Origin of the sequence: Pricia sp., from assembly GCF_041745955.1 — a bacterium.
GTDB lineage: Bacteria > Bacteroidota > Bacteroidia > Flavobacteriales > Flavobacteriaceae > Pricia.
Genome location: NZ_JBGTHY010000276.1, coordinates 1 through 18,631, shown reverse-complemented (window position 1 = coordinate 18,631; position 18,631 = coordinate 1). Strand labels below are relative to the sequence as shown.

14 protein-coding genes and 1 pseudogene are annotated in these 18,631 nt (G+C 48.1%); 3 read left to right on the top strand and 12 right to left on the bottom strand.

Features of this window, described 5'->3' with window-relative positions:
• The 7 genes from ACEW8S_RS10220 to ACEW8S_RS10190 form a co-directional block, all read right to left on the bottom strand.
• On the bottom strand, positions 1 to 183 hold a 183-nt coding region (locus ACEW8S_RS10220; RefSeq protein ID WP_373518052.1), incomplete at its 3' end, for a hypothetical protein.
• Positions 152 to 439: a hypothetical protein gene (locus ACEW8S_RS10215; RefSeq protein ID WP_373518051.1), complete on the bottom strand. Its 288-nt coding sequence runs from the start codon at positions 437 to 439 to the stop codon at positions 152 to 154. The genes ACEW8S_RS10215 and ACEW8S_RS10220, both read right to left, overlap by 32 nt.
• Before the next feature lie 144 nt (positions 440 to 583).
• Positions 584 to 1,066, bottom strand: coding sequence for a family 43 glycosylhydrolase (locus ACEW8S_RS10210; RefSeq protein WP_373518050.1), 483 nt, complete (start codon positions 1,064 to 1,066; stop codon positions 584 to 586).
• A gap of 44 nt (positions 1,067 to 1,110) precedes the next feature.
• A complete protein-coding gene (locus tag ACEW8S_RS10205; protein WP_373518049.1) occupies positions 1,111 to 2,187 on the bottom strand; it encodes a Gfo/Idh/MocA family protein in 1,077 nt (358 codons plus the stop codon).
• Between the two features lie 312 nt (positions 2,188 to 2,499).
• Positions 2,500 to 4,029, bottom strand: coding sequence for an arylsulfatase (locus ACEW8S_RS10200; RefSeq protein WP_373518048.1), 1,530 nt, complete (start codon positions 4,027 to 4,029; stop codon positions 2,500 to 2,502).
• 101 nt (positions 4,030 to 4,130) lie between these two features.
• The gene (locus tag ACEW8S_RS10195; RefSeq protein ID WP_373518047.1) at positions 4,131 to 4,616 is read right to left on the bottom strand and encodes a hypothetical protein; all 486 of its coding nucleotides are present in this window, start codon (positions 4,614 to 4,616) and stop codon (positions 4,131 to 4,133) included.
• Positions 4,617 to 5,459 (bottom strand): sugar-binding domain-containing protein, encoded by an 843-nt coding sequence (locus ACEW8S_RS10190; RefSeq protein WP_373518046.1) that lies wholly within the window; start codon positions 5,457 to 5,459, stop codon positions 4,617 to 4,619.
• Between the two features lie 221 nt (positions 5,460 to 5,680).
• Here ACEW8S_RS10190 and ACEW8S_RS10185 point away from each other — a divergent pair, with 221 nt between their 5' ends.
• Positions 5,681 to 9,652: a two-component regulator propeller domain-containing protein gene (locus ACEW8S_RS10185; protein ID WP_373518045.1), complete on the top strand. Its 3,972-nt coding sequence runs from the start codon at positions 5,681 to 5,683 to the stop codon at positions 9,650 to 9,652.
• Positions 9,653 to 9,840: 188 nt separating this feature from the next.
• On the opposite strand, the gene ACEW8S_RS10180 is transcribed toward ACEW8S_RS10185, so the two are convergent.
• The 5 genes from ACEW8S_RS10180 to ACEW8S_RS10160 all read right to left on the bottom strand — a co-directional run bounded on the left by ACEW8S_RS10180 (position 9,841) and on the right by ACEW8S_RS10160 (position 16,341).
• Positions 9,841 to 10,254 (bottom strand): DUF6691 family protein, encoded by a 414-nt coding sequence (locus ACEW8S_RS10180; protein ID WP_373518044.1) that lies wholly within the window; start codon positions 10,252 to 10,254, stop codon positions 9,841 to 9,843.
• Positions 10,255 to 10,257: 3 nt separating this feature from the next.
• Positions 10,258 to 10,818 carry a YeeE/YedE family protein gene (locus ACEW8S_RS10175; protein ID WP_373518043.1) on the bottom strand — a complete coding sequence of 187 codons (561 nt, stop codon included), beginning with the start codon at positions 10,816 to 10,818 and terminating at the stop codon, positions 10,258 to 10,260.
• A 70-nt stretch (positions 10,819 to 10,888) separates the two neighbouring features.
• Positions 10,889 to 12,379, bottom strand: coding sequence for an arylsulfatase (locus tag ACEW8S_RS10170; protein WP_373518042.1), 1,491 nt, complete (start codon positions 12,377 to 12,379; stop codon positions 10,889 to 10,891).
• 149 nt (positions 12,380 to 12,528) lie between these two features.
• Positions 12,529 to 13,395 (bottom strand): sugar phosphate isomerase/epimerase family protein, encoded by an 867-nt coding sequence (locus ACEW8S_RS10165; RefSeq protein ID WP_373518041.1) that lies wholly within the window; start codon positions 13,393 to 13,395, stop codon positions 12,529 to 12,531.
• A 27-nt stretch (positions 13,396 to 13,422) separates the two neighbouring features.
• Positions 13,423 to 16,341 carry a PVC-type heme-binding CxxCH protein gene (locus tag ACEW8S_RS10160; protein WP_373518040.1) on the bottom strand — a complete coding sequence of 973 codons (2,919 nt, stop codon included), beginning with the start codon at positions 16,339 to 16,341 and terminating at the stop codon, positions 13,423 to 13,425.
• 129 nt (positions 16,342 to 16,470) lie between these two features.
• Here ACEW8S_RS10160 and ACEW8S_RS10155 point away from each other — a divergent pair, with 129 nt between their 5' ends.
• Both ACEW8S_RS10155 and ACEW8S_RS10150 read left to right on the top strand, forming a co-directional pair.
• Entirely contained in the window at positions 16,471 to 17,403 is a 933-nt protein-coding gene (locus tag ACEW8S_RS10155; RefSeq protein ID WP_373518039.1) for an NAD-dependent epimerase/dehydratase family protein, read from the top strand.
• Between the two features lie 206 nt (positions 17,404 to 17,609).
• Positions 17,610 to 18,631 (top strand): annotated as a pseudogene (locus ACEW8S_RS10150) (hypothetical protein); the annotation flags it as partial.

Sequence of the window (18,631 nt, the reverse complement as noted above, 5' to 3'; positions counted from 1 at the left end):
CCAAGAGCCGTCCCAATTTAGGTTGAACCCTCCGATCGTACCGACCTGTTGGCGGTTTACATTGGTGTTGCCCTGCCCTTCGTTGTCTACCTGCGCATCGTATTCGACGCCGATGGAGTTCGTTCCGAAAACAAAACCGTTTTGGCCATCCTTATAGGTGTCCAAAATAAAAAATAAATGCATCGGTATTATCAAGATTGGCATCACGCCGTGCATCCGATACCACCAGTTTATCAGGTTGTTTATCGTAACAGACTACGGATACGAAGAAGGTTTCGGCGGTATACCCCACCCGGATCTCGGTCTTTTCGGAAGCCGGCCTTCCGAAGTTGGGTTGTGCCTGGGTCAGATTGTCAAATGCAGCGACCCCCTGCCAAATTTCGTCGTTCAGGACGTCGCCGTCGATAACTGGGGTTTTTTCTAGTGCCGTGGCTGCCATAGCGGGCTTTTCGCTTAAACGTGAACTGTTCGACAAATCTTGGGAAGCCGCACCAAAGCAGCTTAGGCAAGCTATGAGACCCGAAAAAAAGGTTCTGAAGAGTGGCATCTGGTTTGAATAAATAGTCGTCTTACTAAAAATAAGCTATTCCGCCGAAATCCCTTTAAAGGTCATTTTTACGGGTTTTACGGTGCCGTCGTCGTTGAACTCCATTCTATCCAGGCAGACCACGCGGTGATCTCGGTCCTCGTTAGGGTCGTACGAATCCCTTCCGGGTCTTTGAATGTCGTTGGCCCCGAAAAACAGGAAGTATTTATCGTTTTTTTCAATGATCGAGGGTGCCCATAAAGCTTGTCGTAACCACTTGATCTGGGTAGTATCCAAAATGCGTTTGTGCTTTTCCCAGTTGACCAGATCCTTGGATGAAAAGGCATCGAAATGCAACTGCTTGTCGTAATCGTTGGAAAAGGTCGGGAAAACCCAGTAGGTATCGTCGAAAACCACGCCCTCGGGGTCGGCGTACCAGCCTTCGAAAATAGGGTTGCCATCTCCAGGTTTCTTTTCTTGGGAAATACCTGAAATGCCAATGGTAATGCAGGCGATGCTTAGTAGGAGTTTTTGTTTCATAGCATTTTGTTTGGTGCTCGGTGCTTGGTGCTCGACTGAACATACTAAAGCTCGATCCGCTTCCCCGTTTCGGCCGATTTTTTGGCGGCTTCGAGAATCTCAACCACGATCAGGTTGTTCGATAGCGACGAAAGGTCGTTTTCGGGCTTAATTTTTCCCGAAAGTACGGCTTCAAGATACGCTATGTGATTTTTGTAATACTCCTGGGGCAAGGCTATCTTTTCCGTTTCTACCGGAGTTTTGTTCTTGACCAGCGTCTTTCCGTTCGGAGCGTAATAGGAGCTGGTTGTCCCATAAACCTCGAAACTTTTGATGCTGTACGACCAGTTCCAAGAGGCTTCGATGATACCGATGGCGTCTACATATTCCAACGTTATGGTAGCGTCGTCGTCGACTTTCGGGTATACTTCGGGCTTCATTTGTTTCGTTACCGCGGTGACCGCAATAGGCCGCTTCCCGTTCTGCAGCCAGGTCATGAGATTGGCGCCGTAACAACCAAAATCCATTACCGCGCCACCACCGTTCTTTACCGGGTCGGTGAGCCAGGCCAAAAATTCTTTGCTGCAACCGATTTCCTTGGGGCCTTCGTGGCCGTCTTTTGCGATCATTTTGGTAGTCTTTCCGAAATCGGACTCCCCCACCAACGCCTTCATCCGCTGTACGCTGGGGTACCAAGTGGTCTCGAAGTTCGTCAATAAATGGGTATTGTTTTCGCGGGCAAGCGTGGCCATTTTTTGGGCATCCGCCAAGGTGGTCGCCAAAGGTTTTTCGACCATAAGTGGTATTTTCATGGGAAGGCAGATTTCCGCCACTGCCAAATGTTCATTGATGGGGTTATAGGCCATGACCACATCGGGACTCACCTTCTTTAGCATAGTTTCCGTATCCGGATAGAACAACGTATCGGGTACTTGGTAATCCTTTGTATAGCGGGCTATCAGGTTCTTGTCGCTTTCCGCTATACCCAACAGTTTTACCCGGTTTTCCCGGTAGGCGTTCATGATTTCATGGGCATGGTCATGGCTGAGGCCTACGACAGCCACTTTTAGAAGGTCTTGGGCGTTGTTTTGGTAGGTGGTGAGCATGAAGACGGTTAAGAGTACCAATAATTTATTTTTCATAATTTAAATAGTTTCACATTTATAGTTAAGCGGCTATCAATACGCCATAAATCAACGTTCTATCCCGCTATTTTCGAATTCAAAAATTTTAGGAAATTGTAGTTTCCCGACGAAACCTCCGCCTTCGGCATTTTTTATTATTGAGCCAATATAATTATCTACCGACCTCTATCCTAAATCATTTGCTACTCCTCTCCGACTTCAATTTCTCCCGTATCTGTTGGACCTCTTCCCAAGGCAGCACATTGCTTTTACCCGCCCAATCGTCATAAAGGGATATCATTTCCTGTGCCTTTTCGGGTAGGGTTTCAATCAGGTTATCGGTTTCGGTACGGTCTTTTCCATATCATAAAGCTCCCAATTCTCCTTGACGTCCTTTTCCCATTTCTGTACCAGCTTGTACTTGCCCAAGCGGACGGCCTTATTGCCTTCATGTTCCCAGAAAATGGGTTCGGTATGTATTCGTTTCGGGGCCTCCTGAAAAAGGGGGCGTAAGCTTTTACCGGCGGTGGGCACGATGTCGTTCCCTTTATATTTTTTGGGATAGGCGGCCTCAGCCAAGTCTACCGAAGTCGCCATAAGGTCGGGCAAAAAGCCGTGTTCGCGAATGGTCTCTCCTCTTTTCTCCGTTGGGATGCCCTTGGGCCAATGTACGATAAACGGCGTGGCCATGCCACCCTCGTGCAAAAAATGCTTGTATTCGCGATATGGCGTATTGGATGCGTTTGCCCAGGCCCTGCCGTAAGACAGTACATAGCCCTCCTTGGTTTCCAATTGCTCGGCAGGCCCACTGCCCAGTTCGTCGAATTCGGCGCAGGCCCCGTTATCGTTCAGGAACATGATGATAGTATTCTCGAACTGGCCGCGGGCCTTGAGGCTATCGACCAATTTCCCGATGTTTTGGTCCATCCGGTCGACCATCGCCGCGTAGATGGCCATCCGTAAATCCAATTCCTTCTTTTTTTCGTCGTCGATGGAATCCCAGTCTCGGGAATCCTGTTCCGTGAGCTTCCAATTGGCATCGATCAGGCCCATCTCCTTCATCCGGGCGTAGCGTTCTTCACGTAGTTTTTGCCATCCTTCGCTGTATTTTCCTTTGTATTTATCGATGACGTCCTGCGGGGCCTGAATGGGCCAGTGCGGGGCGTTGTAGGCAAGATACAGAAAAAAAGGACTGTCCTTGTTCGTGTCATCCGTATCGGCGATAAATTGGATGGCCTCGTCGGTAAAGGCATCTGTAGTGTAGTAATTTTCATCGGCAATCTTTATACTATCGTTACCTACAGTAATGCCACGGGGATATTCCGGTTTGAAAAGATTGGTCGCCCCCGGTATAATACCATAGAATTTATCGAATCCCCTCTGCAACGGCCACATTTTTTCGTCGGTATACCCCACATGCCATTTGCCGGTCATCAGGGTCCGGTACCCGGCGTCTTTCAAAACCTCGGCTATCGTTACCGTATTCGTGTTTAAAGAACCACGATACCCCGGAACCTCGTAATCATGTCCTGTAGGATTTTCTGGAGAATTGGTCATATGTCCGATACCCGCTTGATGCGGATAGCAGCCCGTCAATAGCGAAGCCCTGGTCGGGCAGCAACGGCCGGTGTTATAGAACTGCGTAAATTTCAGTCCGTTTTCGGCAAGCGCCGTTAGGTTCGGGGTCTCGATCTCGCCTCCATAAGGCGCAATATCGGAATAGCCCATATCGTCGGACATGATCAGGACGATGTTGGGGCGGTCGTCTTTGGCAACAGTTTTCTCTTTAACCGCTTCTTTGCAGGAACCAAAGAGAAATAGTGTTGAAATAACGCAATAAAGTTTACTGAATATGTTCATCCTATTTATGTATTCATGACCAACCGCTCCGCCTGCTGCACCAGACCTTGCGAACGCTGCGTTCATCGGAGGCTAGTGAAAAAAGGGGAGCATCCTTTACATCACTTCTGAAGTTCATTGATAATTTCTTGGTTCACCTTTTTCACCCTCGCAAAATCCATCTTATCCACCTTTCTATCATAGGTCATAAAGCCGGTGACCTCGCCCTCGACGTCGGTGGTCTGGGTGTAGATCGCCCCGGAGAAACCGGACTTGACCATTTTTTTCAGTTCTTCGGCGTATTCTACATATTGATCCGTAGTTTCCTTGGAATTTTTGAACTTGACGTAGCCCCAGTTTTCATCGGGACGCCATAGATGCCCTTCCAAGGCCAGCCCTATTCCACCGTATTCGCCCAGAACATTGGTGCGCTCGGCATCGTACAGGTACATGGCGGGACCGGGATAATTGTGCAGGTCTACGATATCGCCGGTCCGGTAAAAATTGCCGCCACTGGCCGCGTTGACCAAACGGCTTGGGTCGTAGGCTTTTGTCCATTCCGAAATTTCCTCGGTCTTGAACTGGCCCCAGGCCTCGTTGAAGGGCACCTAGGAGACGATGCTGGGGTGGGAGAACAGATAGTCCATGATTCCCTGCCATTCTTTTCGGTAGATGGCTTCCGATCGGTCAGTCCTTTTAAATTCCGAACCGTCAAAATAGCTATGGTTCTGCCACTGCGGGCCCGCAATCCTTTTTTGCGACACGGGTTCCAGCCATACGGTCTGCCAGATGCCCGTAACGGGCGTATACCAGATGCCTTTAGGCTCCTTGACCTGTTTCCCTCGAGGTTGGGGCCCCTCATCGGTGGGATCCCATACCTTAACGATCAATTGTTGCTCCCCGTCGCCCAAAAAAGGGGTAATATTAAAGGAGAAAGGGGTATACCCACCCTCGTGCGAACCTACCTTTATGTCGTTGATCCAAATATCGGTCTTCCAGTCCACCGCCCCGAAATGCAACAGGATATTCTTGTCCTCCCAATCGGAGGGTACATCAAAAGCGGTGCGGTACCAGAGTTCGTTTTTTGCACCGACGGCTGCCATGACGCCCGATAAACTGGACTCCGCGGCGAATGGCACCAGAATCTTGCCGTCGAACTTCTGGGGAAAGGACTTTCCACGGGGCCGTATGGCGTACTCCCACAATCCGTTCAGGTTTTTCCACTCCGGCCGCTCCATCATCGGGCGCGGGTATTCGGGCAGCACGTTCTCGGGATCTATTTTTTGCGCCCATTCGGTCTTTATCTTATTTCCGGCAGGTTTCCATTGGGCCGCAATCCGAATGGAAAATAAGAGGGCGGCCAGAACAATCAAAACTTTTTCACGTTCATCAAAAAGGATTTTTAAAAGGTTCGATATATTTTTGTCAACAAAGGGCACTTTTAAATACAATTCAGGGCTTTTTCCTTTATGGGTCCAATTTACTGTACAAAGCGCTTAAACAAAAAATTAATCTTAATTTAGAGGGATTTTGAAACGATTTGTCCTGACTTGACACGTTTTGTTGTATGTTCAATAATTTCCCGGAACGTTACCAATACTGGAAAATTCTGAAAACAAGACCATCACCCGACCGTTCCGGACAAGCACCTACACCGATAAAACCTGAAAATTTGAAAAAGGCATTAACCGTTTTGTTCCTAAGCTTTCTGGCCCCCTTGTTTCTGTCGGGGCAGCAGTTCTATTTCAGACATTACCAGGTCGAGGACGGGCTTTCCCATAATTCAATATTGAGCTCTTTGCAAGATGAAAAGGGGTTCATGTGGTTCGGCACAAAGGACGGCCTGAACCGGTTCGACGGCTATACCTTCAAGGTGTTCCGGAACGACCGTGGGAATCAGAATAGCCTGGGCAGTAATTTTGTGGAATGCCTCCACGAATACAATGGCGACCTATGGGTGGGCACCGATAGCGGGGTGTTTCTGTACAATGCCAAACTTGAAAACTTTGAGGCGCTCGATGCCCTTGGTAACTTCCCTATTCTCGACATTGAAAACGACGACGAGGGTAACCTGTGGTTCGTTGCCGGAAATACCTTGTCGAAATACAATGTGGCCTCCAAAAAATTGACCCGTTTCGATACCGGTGACTTTTTTCCGGTCGAAGAGATCACCAAAACCCCGGATGGGATCCTCTGGGCCGCCAACGCCAATTTTATATATAGATACGACCGCAAAAACGACACCTTCAAGACCATCGAAATTCTAGCTGAATCCGACAATGGTCTGCCCCTAAGAATAAGTAAAATATCCCCTCTTAACGAAAACACGCTTCTTATAGGTACCCAAAACCACGGGGCCCTACGCTTCGATATTTCCAGCGAAATAGCCGAGAAATTACTGCCCGAAAGCGAAGACCCGCTTTACGTAAGGGATTTTGCGGTCAAGGATAAAGAACTGTGGATGGCCACCGAATCGGGACTCTACATCTACGACCTGAAAAATGGCACTTACGAAAACCTAAAAAAAAGCTACAACGATCCCTATGCACTTTCCGACAATGCCCTATATACGTTGACCATCGATACCGAAAACGGGGTCTGGATCGGCAGCTATTTCGGGGGCATCGACCATTATCCCAAACCGTATGCCCAGTTCGATACCTATTTTCCGAAAACCGGCGAAAATTCGATCAGCGGAAATGCCGTGCGCGAAATCAAAAAGGATACTTTCGGAAACCTATGGATAGGCACGGAAGACGCTGGCCTGAACCGATTGAATCTAAAGTCCAAACAGTTTACCGGTTACATGCCGTCCGATGACGGACATACCCTGTCGCACTACAATATTCACGCCCTGTTGCCCAGGGGTGACCAGCTATGGGTAGGTACTTTTGAACACGGTCTCGATATCATGGACCTTACGACCGGCGAGGTCATAAAACACTATCGCCTGGGAGATGGCCACGGGCTTTCGAGCAATTTCATTTATGCCCTTTACGAAGACGGGGCGCAAACCATATATGCCGTGACTGCATCGGGCATACAGACCTATGATCCCGAAAAAGACAGGTTCGATATCGTGGACGGGTTTCCACCGACCCTGTTTTTTACGGCGCTTATGAAGGACGTCGAAGGAGTGCTGTGGGCAGGCTCGTATTGGGACGGTCTCTATACTTTCGATCTCAAAACGAATAAGAAAAGGATGTTCAGGAATGACGATAGAAAACCCAATGCCATCAGTGCCAACGGTATAAATGCCATCTTTCAGGACAGCAAAAGGAATATTTGGGTCACTACCGAAAACGGACTTAACCGCTACCGGAAGGAATCCGAAGATTTTAGAACCTATACTACCCAAGACGGTTTCCCGAGCAACGTTTTCTATTCCATTATAGAGGATGCCAAAAACCGACTTTGGATAAGCACCTCCAACGGATTGATAGCCTTCGACCCCGAAACGGAAGAAAAAAAAGTCTACACCAAGGCCAACGGACTGTTGAGCGATCAATTCAATTACAATTCGGCGTACAAGGCCGATAACGGAAGGATGTATTTCGGTAGCGTAGGCGGACTGATCAGCTTCGATCCCGATGAATTTATGGAAAATACCTACTCGCCCCCTATTTTCATTACCGGTCTACAAATAAACAACAGAGAGGTATCGATAGACCCATCCGGCTCGCCGCTACAAGAATCGGTCATCCAGACCTCAAAAATACAGTTGGGGCCCAACGAATCATCCTTTAACATCGACTTTGCGGCTCTTGGCTTTAATGCTCCGGAGACCAGGGAATATTGGTATAAGTTGGAAGGCCTGGACGACGCATGGATCGATCTGAACAAAAAGCACAACGTATCGTTCACCCAATTACCGGCCGGTGACTATACCTTTAAGGTGAAATCCTTGAACAATAACGGCGTTTGGAGCAAAGAGGCTTCCCCCTTGCAAATCGAAGTCCTGCCCGTACTTTGGAAAAGCCATTTGGCCTACGCCCTTTACATCATCATCTTCGGCATATTGATCTATCTCGGATTTCGGGAATACCATCGGCGGATCAAGGTGAGTAACTTACAAAGGATAAAACAACTCAACCACAGAAAGGAAAAAGAGGTCTATCGGGCCAAAATCGAGTTCTTTACCAATATATCCCATGAAATACGTACCCCGTTGACGTTGATAAAGAGTCCGTTGGAAAAAGCAATGGATAAAATTAAGGGAGATCCGGGGATTTTCGAGAACCTTTCCATCGTAGAAAGAAACACCGACCGGCTTTTGGATCTGGTGAACCAGTTACTCGATTTTAGAAAGACCGAGACCGAAGGGATGCATCTTACTTATGTGGAAACCAACATCCCCGAATTGCTACAGAAAACGTATGACCGGTTTAGCGAAGCCATTAAGGACAAGGAAATCGATTTTAAGATGAATATGGGGGAAAAGGATGTTTCTGCCTTTGTCGATGCCGAGGCCTTTCGGAAAATTGCGGCCAACCTCTTTGGCAACGCCATAAAATACGCAAAAAAAGAGGTTGAGGTTCTCTTGACGGCGGATGTAAAAAACTTCGTGCTGCGAATCGACAACGATGGAAACCTGATTCCTCCACATCTTAGGGAAAGGATATTCGAACCTTTTTACCGGTTAACGGGCTCGGAAAACCAGACGGGAACGGGCATCGGGCTGGCCTTGGCCCGAAGCCTAACCGAACTGCACCAAGGCCGGTTGCACCTAGATACGGACAACGGAAAGACGAACCGCTTTATACTCGAACTGCCCCTGCATCAGGAAAAAGAATTTAGGCTGACCCAATCGTCCACCGAAACAAGGGAACGCCGAGAAAACCTGCCGGAAGAAAAACCCCGGGATCCGGTATCCATCGAAAACGGTAAAAGCATTATTCTTTTGGTAGAGGACAGTGAGGAACTCTTGAACTTTGTCGCCAAGGAACTCGAAGTTGAATACCATATACGTAAGGCCTCGAATGGGATGCAGGCCCTACAAATCTTGGGGGAAGAAAACATTCAGCTGGTTATTAGCGATGTCATGATGCCGGGCATCGACGGATTTACACTTTGCAAAAAAATCAAGACCGATCTGGAGATCAGCCATATTCCCGTAATTATGCTCACCTCAAAAAGTGCGGTAAACGCAAAAATGGAAGGCCTTGAATCGGGTGCGGATGCCTATATCGAAAAACCTTTTTCTATGAGGCACCTGAAGATACATGTGGCCAACCTTCTCGAAAACCGCAGGCATGTACTCGAACATTATTCCAGTTCGCCCCTGGCCCATATCAAAAGTATCGCCAACACTAAGACCGATGAAACCTTTATCAAAAAACTCGACAAGGTCATCTACGAAAACATGGCCGACCACGATCTCAACGTGGAGACCCTGGCCGAAATTATGCACATGAGCCGATCGACCCTCTACCGAAAAATAAGGGACATCTCGAACCTCAGCCCCAATGAACTGATCAACATCACCCGTTTAAAAAAGTCGGCAGAGCTAATAAAGACGGGGAAGTACAAGATTTTCGAAGTAGCCGAAATCGTAGGCTATAATTCCCCTACCAGTTTTGGGCGCAATTTTCAAAAGCAATTTGAGATGACGCCGTCGGAATACATGAACGGGGAAAAGGTGTAAAATAAAGAAGCAAAAGCCCATTTTTTCTTAAAGAATCCGTGAAAACTGTGAATCATGGTTATGAATACTCAAAACTCCCTCAACGAAAGTTAAAGTATTAGGAAAGGTCAACAATAAAAATGCTTTTGAAACTTTTATCCTGTTCTCAAAGAGTGGTTTTCAAGAATTTTTCGCTGTTATTGCATCCCTCAATGCGGCAATTTATCCCTCAATACCCCATACACAAACGTGCCCAACAGCGCAGCAGCAATGACCACAAGAATGGAATAATAGCCGGCACCGACCAACACGTACATAGGTCCCGGACACGCCCCCGCCAAGGCCCAGCCCAATCCGAAGATGATACCGCCGATCAGATAACGGGAGACGCCCTTATCCTTTGGTTGCAAACGCATTTCTTGATTGCCGAAGGCTTTTAAATTCCTCCGTTTGATGACCTGAACACCAAGTATTCCCAACACCAACGCCGAACCGATAATACCATACATATGGAACGCGCCGAACTGGAACATTTCATAAATTCGAAACCACGAGGCCGCTTCGGATTTGTACATGACGATCCCAAAGAAAACGCCTACCATTAAATAAGTAATGTATTTCATTTTTTATCCGAAAATTAAAGGATATAACAAATGGACCATGACCAAGCCACCGATAAAGAATCCGATTACGGCGATCAGCGATGGCAACTGCAAATTACTTAGACCGGAAATGGCGTGGCCGGAAGTACAACCACCGGCATAGCGGGCCCCAAACCCCACCAGGAATCCACCTAAAATCAAAACACCAAGAACAAACGGGTCGCCCAACTGTTCGGCGGCAAAGATTTCAGGGGGCAAATAGGCATCCCCCGCACTAGCGATACCATAATCTTCGGAAAGCTGTCGGGCGACTTCGGGGTTGATTTCGACCGTGTTCTTAGACATATACCGGGATGCCAAAAATCCACCGATAACGGCGCCTACCACGACCATCAAATTCCAGCGTTCCTTTTTCCAATCGAACCGAAAAAAATCCGAAACCTTACCGGCGCCGCCTATGGAACACATCGTACGTAGGTTTGAGGACATTCCAAATTGTTTCCCCAAAAATAACAAAACGAACATAATTAGGGCGATCAAGGGGCCGGCCACATACCAAGGCCAAGGTTCATATATCCAATCCATATACTGATTTTAGTGCGAATATCCTTATTTTAGGGTTGCGGCACGGTAACAAAGGTTACATTGATAGCTGTTATTTTTTTCCTTCCAAATACGTACCCTGCCCAAAAGTAAAGATATCGGAAGGTGTTCTTGCCGTCTTCAAAATATTCTCCATATCAGCCACGATATCCGGATGTTCCGAAGCTATATTGTTTTCTTCACCTTGGTCCTTATCCAGATCATAAAGTTCCAAGGGGCCGTCGGGGTTTTTGAAAACGTTGTATCTGACCGCTTTCCACTTGCCTTTTCGTACGGCCTGTCGACCTCCTTTTTCATGGAATTCCCAATACAGGTAGTCGTGTTCCTTTTGATTTGCATCCTTCCCTAAAAGCGTGGGCAAAAGGGAAACGCCATCCATGTTATCCGGTGGCGTTATCCCGACAATTTCGGAAAAGGTCGGAAAAATGTCCCAAAAAGCCGAAACGTAATCCGATTTGGAGCCCGGGGCTATCTTGCCCGGCCAACGGGCGATCATGGGCACGCGGATACCCCCTTCGTACAAGTCTCTTTTTGTGCCTTTTAAGGGCCCGTTACTATCAAAATATTCCGGATCCGCCCCGCCTTCGGTGTGGGGGCCGTTATCGGAGGTAAATATGATAATCGTATTGTCGGCAAGGCCCAAGCCTTCCACTTTGGCCATAATGTCGCCCACTTGATCGTCCAACACATTGATCATAGCTGCAAAGGCGGCATGGGTCTCCTCTTGCGACCTATACGGACCCAGGTTGAATTCAGGGCCGTCATCAACGCCTTCGTAAGCCTTTTCAGGAGGATATTTGCCACGGTGACTTTCCATATAGGCTTCCGGAGCGGCCAACTCCGCATGCGGGATTATGGACGGCACAAATAAGAAAAAAGGGGTGTCCTTATTGGTATCGATAAACTTCAGGGTCTGCTTGTGGATGAGTTCAGGGGCATAGGCACTATCCTTGGCATCCGTATTTTCCGGAAGTACGATGGAATCATTGTTCGACCATAAATGATACGGATAATAGTTATGTCCCAAACGTTGGCAATTATAACCATAGAAAGTATCGAAGCCTTGGTTGGTGGGGTCGCCTTCCGAACCCGGAGATCCCAATCCCCATTTGCCAAAAGCCCCTGTGCTATAGCCCACTTTTTTGAGGGCCTCGGCGATGGTGTAAGTGCCATCAGGAATCGGGTACTGCCCTTCAGGCCTCACCTCTTTGTTGCCCCTGACGACCGTATGCCCTGTATGCATGCCGGTCATCAAGGCCGATCTTGATGGGGCACAGACGGTACTGCCCGAATAGTGCTGCGTAAACAACATACCTTGTTCGGCCAGCTTATCGATGTTGGGCGTCTTGAACTTTTTCTGTCCGTAAACGCTTAGGTCCCCATATCCCAGATCATCGGCCAAAATGTAAATGATGTTGGGCTTGACGATGCTATCGGCGGTTTCATTGGCCATGGAACCTTTGTTTTCTTTTTTTTGGGATTCGTTACACGAAACCATAAGAATAATGGCCAATGCGAGAAGATATTTAGAATATAATTTCATTTATGTGTGCTGATTTTGATGATTGGTCAAGGGCGTTAGCCATATTTTTCTTAAAAAAATCGTTAAACCCAAATAGGATGATATCAACTTTTGTAAATATTAGGACTGTACAAAATAAACTTCCTGCCAGAAGTCGTCAAATCCCAGTCCTAAAAAACTGAACGAATGTAGGTATTGTTCAAAACATAACTGTCGAACATTTCGGCGTTTTCGGGGATGGCCCCTTCGATCTGCATCCAACCCTCGTACTGAATCTCATCTATCGCTTTTCGTACTTCCTGAAAATCGATTTTCCCCTGTCCCAGTAGATACCCGTTCTCCTTGACGTGGAATTCGCAGATATTTTCCTTCCCCAACTGGCGTATCTCATCGTAGATATTATACCCCATTTTGTGGGAATTGGCCACATCATAATACACCTTTACGTTCGGTGAATCGACAGCATTTAGAATGTCTATATGTTCCTCGGCGCTTAACCATGATTCGATGCCCAGGATAATTCCGTTTTCCTCGGCCTTTGGGGCCACCTTTTTGAGCCTTTTGATGGTTTCTTGGGTACCTTCGGCATCGTTTTTAAGGTCTCCCTTGTTGAAGAATGCCAGCAGAACTACTTTACAATCCATTTTTCTGGCGACGTCGATACTATCGGAAACCCATTGCTCGGCCCGGGGGTCGGATTTGTAGGGAACGTTGTTCATTTCGCCAATGGCAATACCGCCTATGGCCATGTCGTATTTCTCACAAGCCGCATTATATTTTTGTTGTATTTCTTCCTGCCTTAGGTGCATATCATCGCCCAAGGTACCCAAACTCACCTGAACGCCATCGAGTCCGATTTCCTTTCCGACCTGTATAGCTTCTATCTTGGCCTGTTGCTCGATCGACCAATCGCAGGCCCCGATTTTGAACCTTGCGTTTTTATCCTTTGCAAAAGCTTCAGGGGCACCCAAATATGCCAAGCCAAACAACCCAATGGAGGATTTTAACGCTTGTCGTCTGTTGATTTTAGTGTTCATAGGTTTAGCTTTGACGGGTTAAGGGAATTATTGTGTGCTATTTTCAAGGGTCAATAAATAGGCACTCAGATTGGCGAGATCCTGATCAGTAAGCCCCAGTGATGCCGCCGTGGGCATAATGCCTGTTTTTATTTCCACTTTGCTATCGATTTCTTCGGAAGGAATCACGATACGCTTTCCTACCATATCCTTTAGAACCGTGGTTTCCCCTTCGGAAAGTACAAAACCGTAGAAGGCTTGTCCGGATTTTGTCCTTATCATTACCGGTTCATAGCCAAAGACAATGGAGGCGTTAGGATGGATTACGGCATCGAGGATGGCCGGTTTATCGAACTTTTGGCCAATGGAGGACAAATCCGGACCTATATCGCTACCCACCGACCCGTTTTTGTGGCAGGTGATGCATTGGCCCCTAAATAGGGTTTCCCCTGCGGCAACATCGGATTTTAATTTTAGAATGTCTGTGACGGAATAGCGTTTTTCGTCAGGTGCGTTGAAAAAGGGACGGGCCAAGGTACGGACCTCCGACCCGGGACTGGCGAAAATGGCTTGGGAAACCCCATCGACAATTTCTTGGGAAAGTTGTTCTTCGGCGGCCAGGCTTATCAGCAACCGGCCCCCGACCAAGCTGCCCGCCATCCGGTTGCCGGCCTCGATCCTTTTGGCGACCGGAAGGGCCTTATCCAAAAGGCTTTCCTCTAGTTTTGTGATATCTTCGGGTAGCGTAAAGCTGTACGCGCTTTCCGATGGCCAGTCCCATAAAGCGTACCAATCGTTGGTCTTCCTGAAATCTAGCCACCACCCTGCCAAATCGCTCACGACATCGTTCCTGGCCGAATCTTTCAGGTCGAACATCGCTTTGACGGCAGCTTTGTCATCGATAAAGGCAAGCGCATCGACAGCACGGCTTTTGAGGCTATCGGAAAGGTTCTCCGCCAACGCCCTTTGCTTTAATGCGGTTATAGCCGCTTTTGGATGTATCCGCCAGACCAAGGAGGCAAACGCATCTGACCAGTTCGAGGGATTCTTGGGCTGGGCCGAAAGCAGATCTTCATAAGCGATCTCTTCCTTCCCCTCCATCGCCGTCCCCAAGGCTTCGAGGTACCAACGGTCTTTTCCGTCATATCCCGTAGATAATTCCTTGATTAACGGACCACTTTTTCCCCAGGGAACATCCCGCAAAGAAATAGCGACCTCCCTACGGACTTGCGGCGAAGGGTCATCAACTGCCATAGATGCATATTTTAAGGCCGATTCCCCATCATTTTTAAGCGCGCGGTAAGCCGCGACCCTTATCCGCGGATCCGGTTCATTTTTTAAGATTCCCTCTACAAGCGATTTGCCTTGATCTCCCAGTTCAGCGAGCAACCAAACGGCCCGCGACCGATGATAGGGGTTGTCGGATTCCAGTATTTTTTTTACCCCATCGACGACTTGTTCCCCTTGGACCAATAGCCTTTCAAAACCTATATTCCTGACGTTTATTGCGGGATTGAGCAGTGCGGCCATCTGGCCTTCGGTGGTCGTCAAATCCAGTTTTGGGGTTTCCAGTTTTTTTCCTTCCGGGGCGATGCGGTAAATACGGCCATAGCCCAGGCTGTCCTTCATTTGGTGTCCCCCAACCACAGGATCGTACCAATCGGAAATGTAAATGGCCCCATCGGTTCCGACCGCCACATCGCTGGGCCTGAACCATTTGCGCTGGTCGTCATCGATTTCGTTCCAGACATAGCCCTCCGTATTTTCTTGGGTGGAGGCGATCAGGTCGTGCCGTTGCAAATCAAAGCCTGCGCCTTGGCCTGAAGGTTGATACGCAAAGATGACGTTACGACCGGCATCGGCACTTAGCAGCATTCCGCGATAATCGGGACCAAAGGCATCCCCTTCGTAAACCACTACTCCGGTAGGCGATCCAGCACCGGTATTGTCCCCCACCGGCATTACTCCCGGGTCGTCTTGATGCCAATGGGCTGCGAAGGTTCCTTGATCTGGTTTGCGGTCGGCCTCCCATGTGCGTTTGCCGTTGGCATTGAAATATCCTGCGTTACCTCCTTCCATGAGCCACGTAACCCGGCAGGTTTCCACTTGGTCGTCATTGTCGTTCTGCCACATATTCCCATAGGAATCCAACCCAACTTCGTACGAGTTTCGAAAATTATGGCCGACGACCGTAAGTCCATTTCCATGCCTGTCTGTTCTCAAGGCCAAACCCCCTACCCAGATGCGGCCGTCATCGCTTACTTGGGCGGGCTCGTTCTTATCATTATAGGGAGTTCCGCCAGCATAAACACTACCCGACCGAAGCTGCCAACCCGCCTTATCGGTTACCCGGTGCGGGCCAGCGTTCCCAGTGTTAAAATAATAGTTGCCATCGGGGCCAACTATTAAGGAATGGAGGCTATGGTCGTGATCAAATCCACCAAAACCGGTTAGAAAAATCTCTTTTTTATCAGGTACATCATCCCCGTTTTCATCGGTATAGACCAATAGGTTAGGTGAGCTGGAAACAAACACCTTATTTCCGACGACGGCAATGCCAAGCGGGGCTACAAGATCTTTATCCTGAACGAACACTTTTGATTTGTCGCTGATCCCGTCACCATCGGTATCCTCCAAAATCATGACGCGATCCCCTTTGTCGAAATTTAGATGGTGTTCCGGGTCATTGTTGAAATCCCGATAGTTCACGGCTTCCGTAACCCAAATCCTACCCTTATCATCCACATCGATATTCGTCGGATTATACAAGTCGGGAGATTCGGCCCATACAGTTACCTGCCAACCTTCGGGCACGCTAAAGCCATTATTCAGGCTCTTCTTGAAATTGAGTTCCGGGGTTTGGTACTCGGTGGTTCTGCTATCGTTACAACTTGTGAGGAAGCCGCTAATAATGGCGACCAAAGCTAAAATTGGCCGCCTTCCCACATTGTTATCAATATGCCCCATAGGATAAAAATAGACATTTAAACTTTTCCGTAGAAGACAGGATTAATTTATTATGGATTTACGGCTACCCATGTGAGATTATAAACCTATGGATCCGGAAATGCTCTAACTTTACGGAAACAGAACATTATGCAAACTATTTTAGGCGCCGGCGGTGCCATCGGCATCGAACTGGCCAAAGCGCTCACCCAATATACGACGGACATCCGACTGGTAAGCCGCAATCCCGAAAAAGTAAACGATACCGATACCTTGTTATCGGCAGATCTGTTGCAGGCCGATGACGTCAAAAAAGCGGTGCAGGGTTCATCCGTGGTCTATGTTACCGTGGGATTTCCCTATAATCTAAAAGTCTGGCAGAACCGTTGGCCGAAGTTAATGGAAAGTGTCATTGCCGCCTGTGTGGAATTCGACTCCAAATTGGTATTCTTCGACAACATATATATGTACGATTCCGATTATTTGGATGGGATGGACGAAGAAACTCCCATCAATCCCCCAAGTGAAAAAGGGAAGGTACGGGCACGAATCTCCCAAATGCTTATGGATGAAATAAACGCAGGAAACCTTACTGCCCTGATTGCCCGTTCGGCAGATTTTTATGGGCCGAGCATTGCCAACACCAGTATGCTCAACGAAACGGTGATCAAGAATCTCGCCAAGGGAAAAAAGGCCAATTGGATGGGCGCTGCGGATCGCAAGCACTCCTTTACCTATACGCCCGATGCCGGCAAGGCGACCGCACTTCTGGGAAACACCCCTGATGCCTACAACCAGGTCTGGCATTTGCCCACGGCCCCCGACCCTTACACCGGCAAGGAATGGGTCGAACATATCGCCAAGGCCTTAGGAACAAAACCGAAAATGCAGGTTGCCCCCAAAAGGATGATCCACCTGATCGGCCTGTTCGTGCCCGTCATGAAAGAAATGCCCGAAATGCTTTATCAGTATGATCGGGACTATGTTTTTGACAGCAGCAAATTTGAAAAGCGGTTCAATATGACACCGTCTCCGTATACCGAGGGCATTGCTAAGGTTGTGGCGGCCGACTATCCCAAATAGGGCAACTAAGAGCCTGTTTTAAACATTAAAACCATTTTTAGGGTCCGAAAGATGGCGTTCATCCTATTTTACTATTTAGAAATTCATTACCTTTATAGGTAGTTCTCCCCACCTTCCCCCATAAAATTCCCCCTTCAGTATTTAAATTTTTCAATGTTTGGTATTGTTCTTAACCTCCATTGGCATAACCACTTAATAATCATCCCATGAAAACAAAGTTAAGCCTGGCCGCTCTCGCCATGTTGCTGCTATCGGCAATCTACGTAACCCTTTCAAGATCGGAAGCTAATTCCGAAAACTTCCAAAAAGCAGGTATGAACCCCATCAAGTGTACCGTTGCCAAATACCTATTGAGCAATGTGGATACCACCCAACAGATCGCGCCCCTATTCGAAAATTTAGGGAACCTCCATGTTCCGATCAGCACCAGCAACGGACAGGCACAAAAATTTTTCGATCAGGGGGTTCGGCTTAGCTATGCCTTCAACCATGCCGAGGCACACCGCTCTTTTATGGAAGCCTCCCGCCTTGACCCCAATGCGGCCATGACCTTTTGGGGACAGGCCTATGCCCTGGGGGCCAATATCAACGATTTGTTTCCCGACGAGGAACGGAAACAAAAAGCCAATGAGGCCCTCGACAAGGCGAAAAAATTGGCATCCAAAGCGAGTCCAAAAGAGCAAGCCCTGATCGAGGCACTGGCCACTAGAAATAGCGAGGATTTAACGAAGGATATCGCCGATTTGAACAACGCCTATATGCAAGCGATGACCAAGGTCGTAGCGGAATTCCCAGAAGATGCCAATATTCAAACCATGTACGCGGAATCGGTCATGAACACCATGCCCTGGAACTATTGGGACAACGAGGGTAATCCAGCCCCGAATACCTTGAAAGGAAAAGCCGCATTGGAAAAGGCCATTCAGATCAATCCCGATCACCCGGGTGCACATCACTATTACATACATATGATGGAACTCCCCGATCCGGACCTCGCGGTGCCCAGTGCCGATAAGCTGGGTGCCTTAATGCCGGCCGCCGGGCATATCGTACACATGCCAGGGCACATCTATATTCGCGTCGGTCGCTATCAGGATGCGGTAAAAGCAAATCAGGAGGCCATTTTGGCCGACGAGGATTATATCTCACAATGCTATTCCCAAGGGATGTACCCCTTAGCCTATTATCCGCATAACCTTCATTTTCTATGGTCGGCCGCCAGTCTATT

Bases quoted from the DNA above. Each gene is read 5' to 3' on its own strand.
- ACEW8S_RS10205 (WP_373518049.1), bottom strand. From the start codon at position 2,187: ATGAAAAATAAATTATTGGTACTCTTAACCGTCTTCATGCTCACCACC.
- ACEW8S_RS10170 (WP_373518042.1), bottom strand. From the start codon at position 12,379: ATGAAATTATATTCTAAATATCTTCTCGCATTGGCCATTATTCTTATG.
- ACEW8S_RS10175 (WP_373518043.1), bottom strand. From the start codon at position 10,818: ATGGATTGGATATATGAACCTTGGCCTTGGTATGTGGCCGGCCCCTTG.
- ACEW8S_RS10215 (WP_373518051.1), bottom strand. From the start codon at position 439: ATGGCAGCCACGGCACTAGAAAAAACCCCAGTTATCGACGGCGACGTC.
- ACEW8S_RS10160 (WP_373518040.1), bottom strand. From the start codon at position 16,341: ATGGGGCATATTGATAACAATGTGGGAAGGCGGCCAATTTTAGCTTTG.
- ACEW8S_RS10210 (WP_373518050.1), bottom strand. From the start codon at position 1,066: ATGAAACAAAAACTCCTACTAAGCATCGCCTGCATTACCATTGGCATT.
- ACEW8S_RS10155 (WP_373518039.1), top strand. From the start codon at position 16,471: ATGCAAACTATTTTAGGCGCCGGCGGTGCCATCGGCATCGAACTGGCC.
- ACEW8S_RS10180 (WP_373518044.1), bottom strand. From the start codon at position 10,254: ATGAAATACATTACTTATTTAATGGTAGGCGTTTTCTTTGGGATCGTC.
- ACEW8S_RS10165 (WP_373518041.1), bottom strand. From the start codon at position 13,395: ATGAACACTAAAATCAACAGACGACAAGCGTTAAAATCCTCCATTGGG.
- ACEW8S_RS10200 (WP_373518048.1), bottom strand. From the start codon at position 4,029: ATGAACATATTCAGTAAACTTTATTGCGTTATTTCAACACTATTTCTC.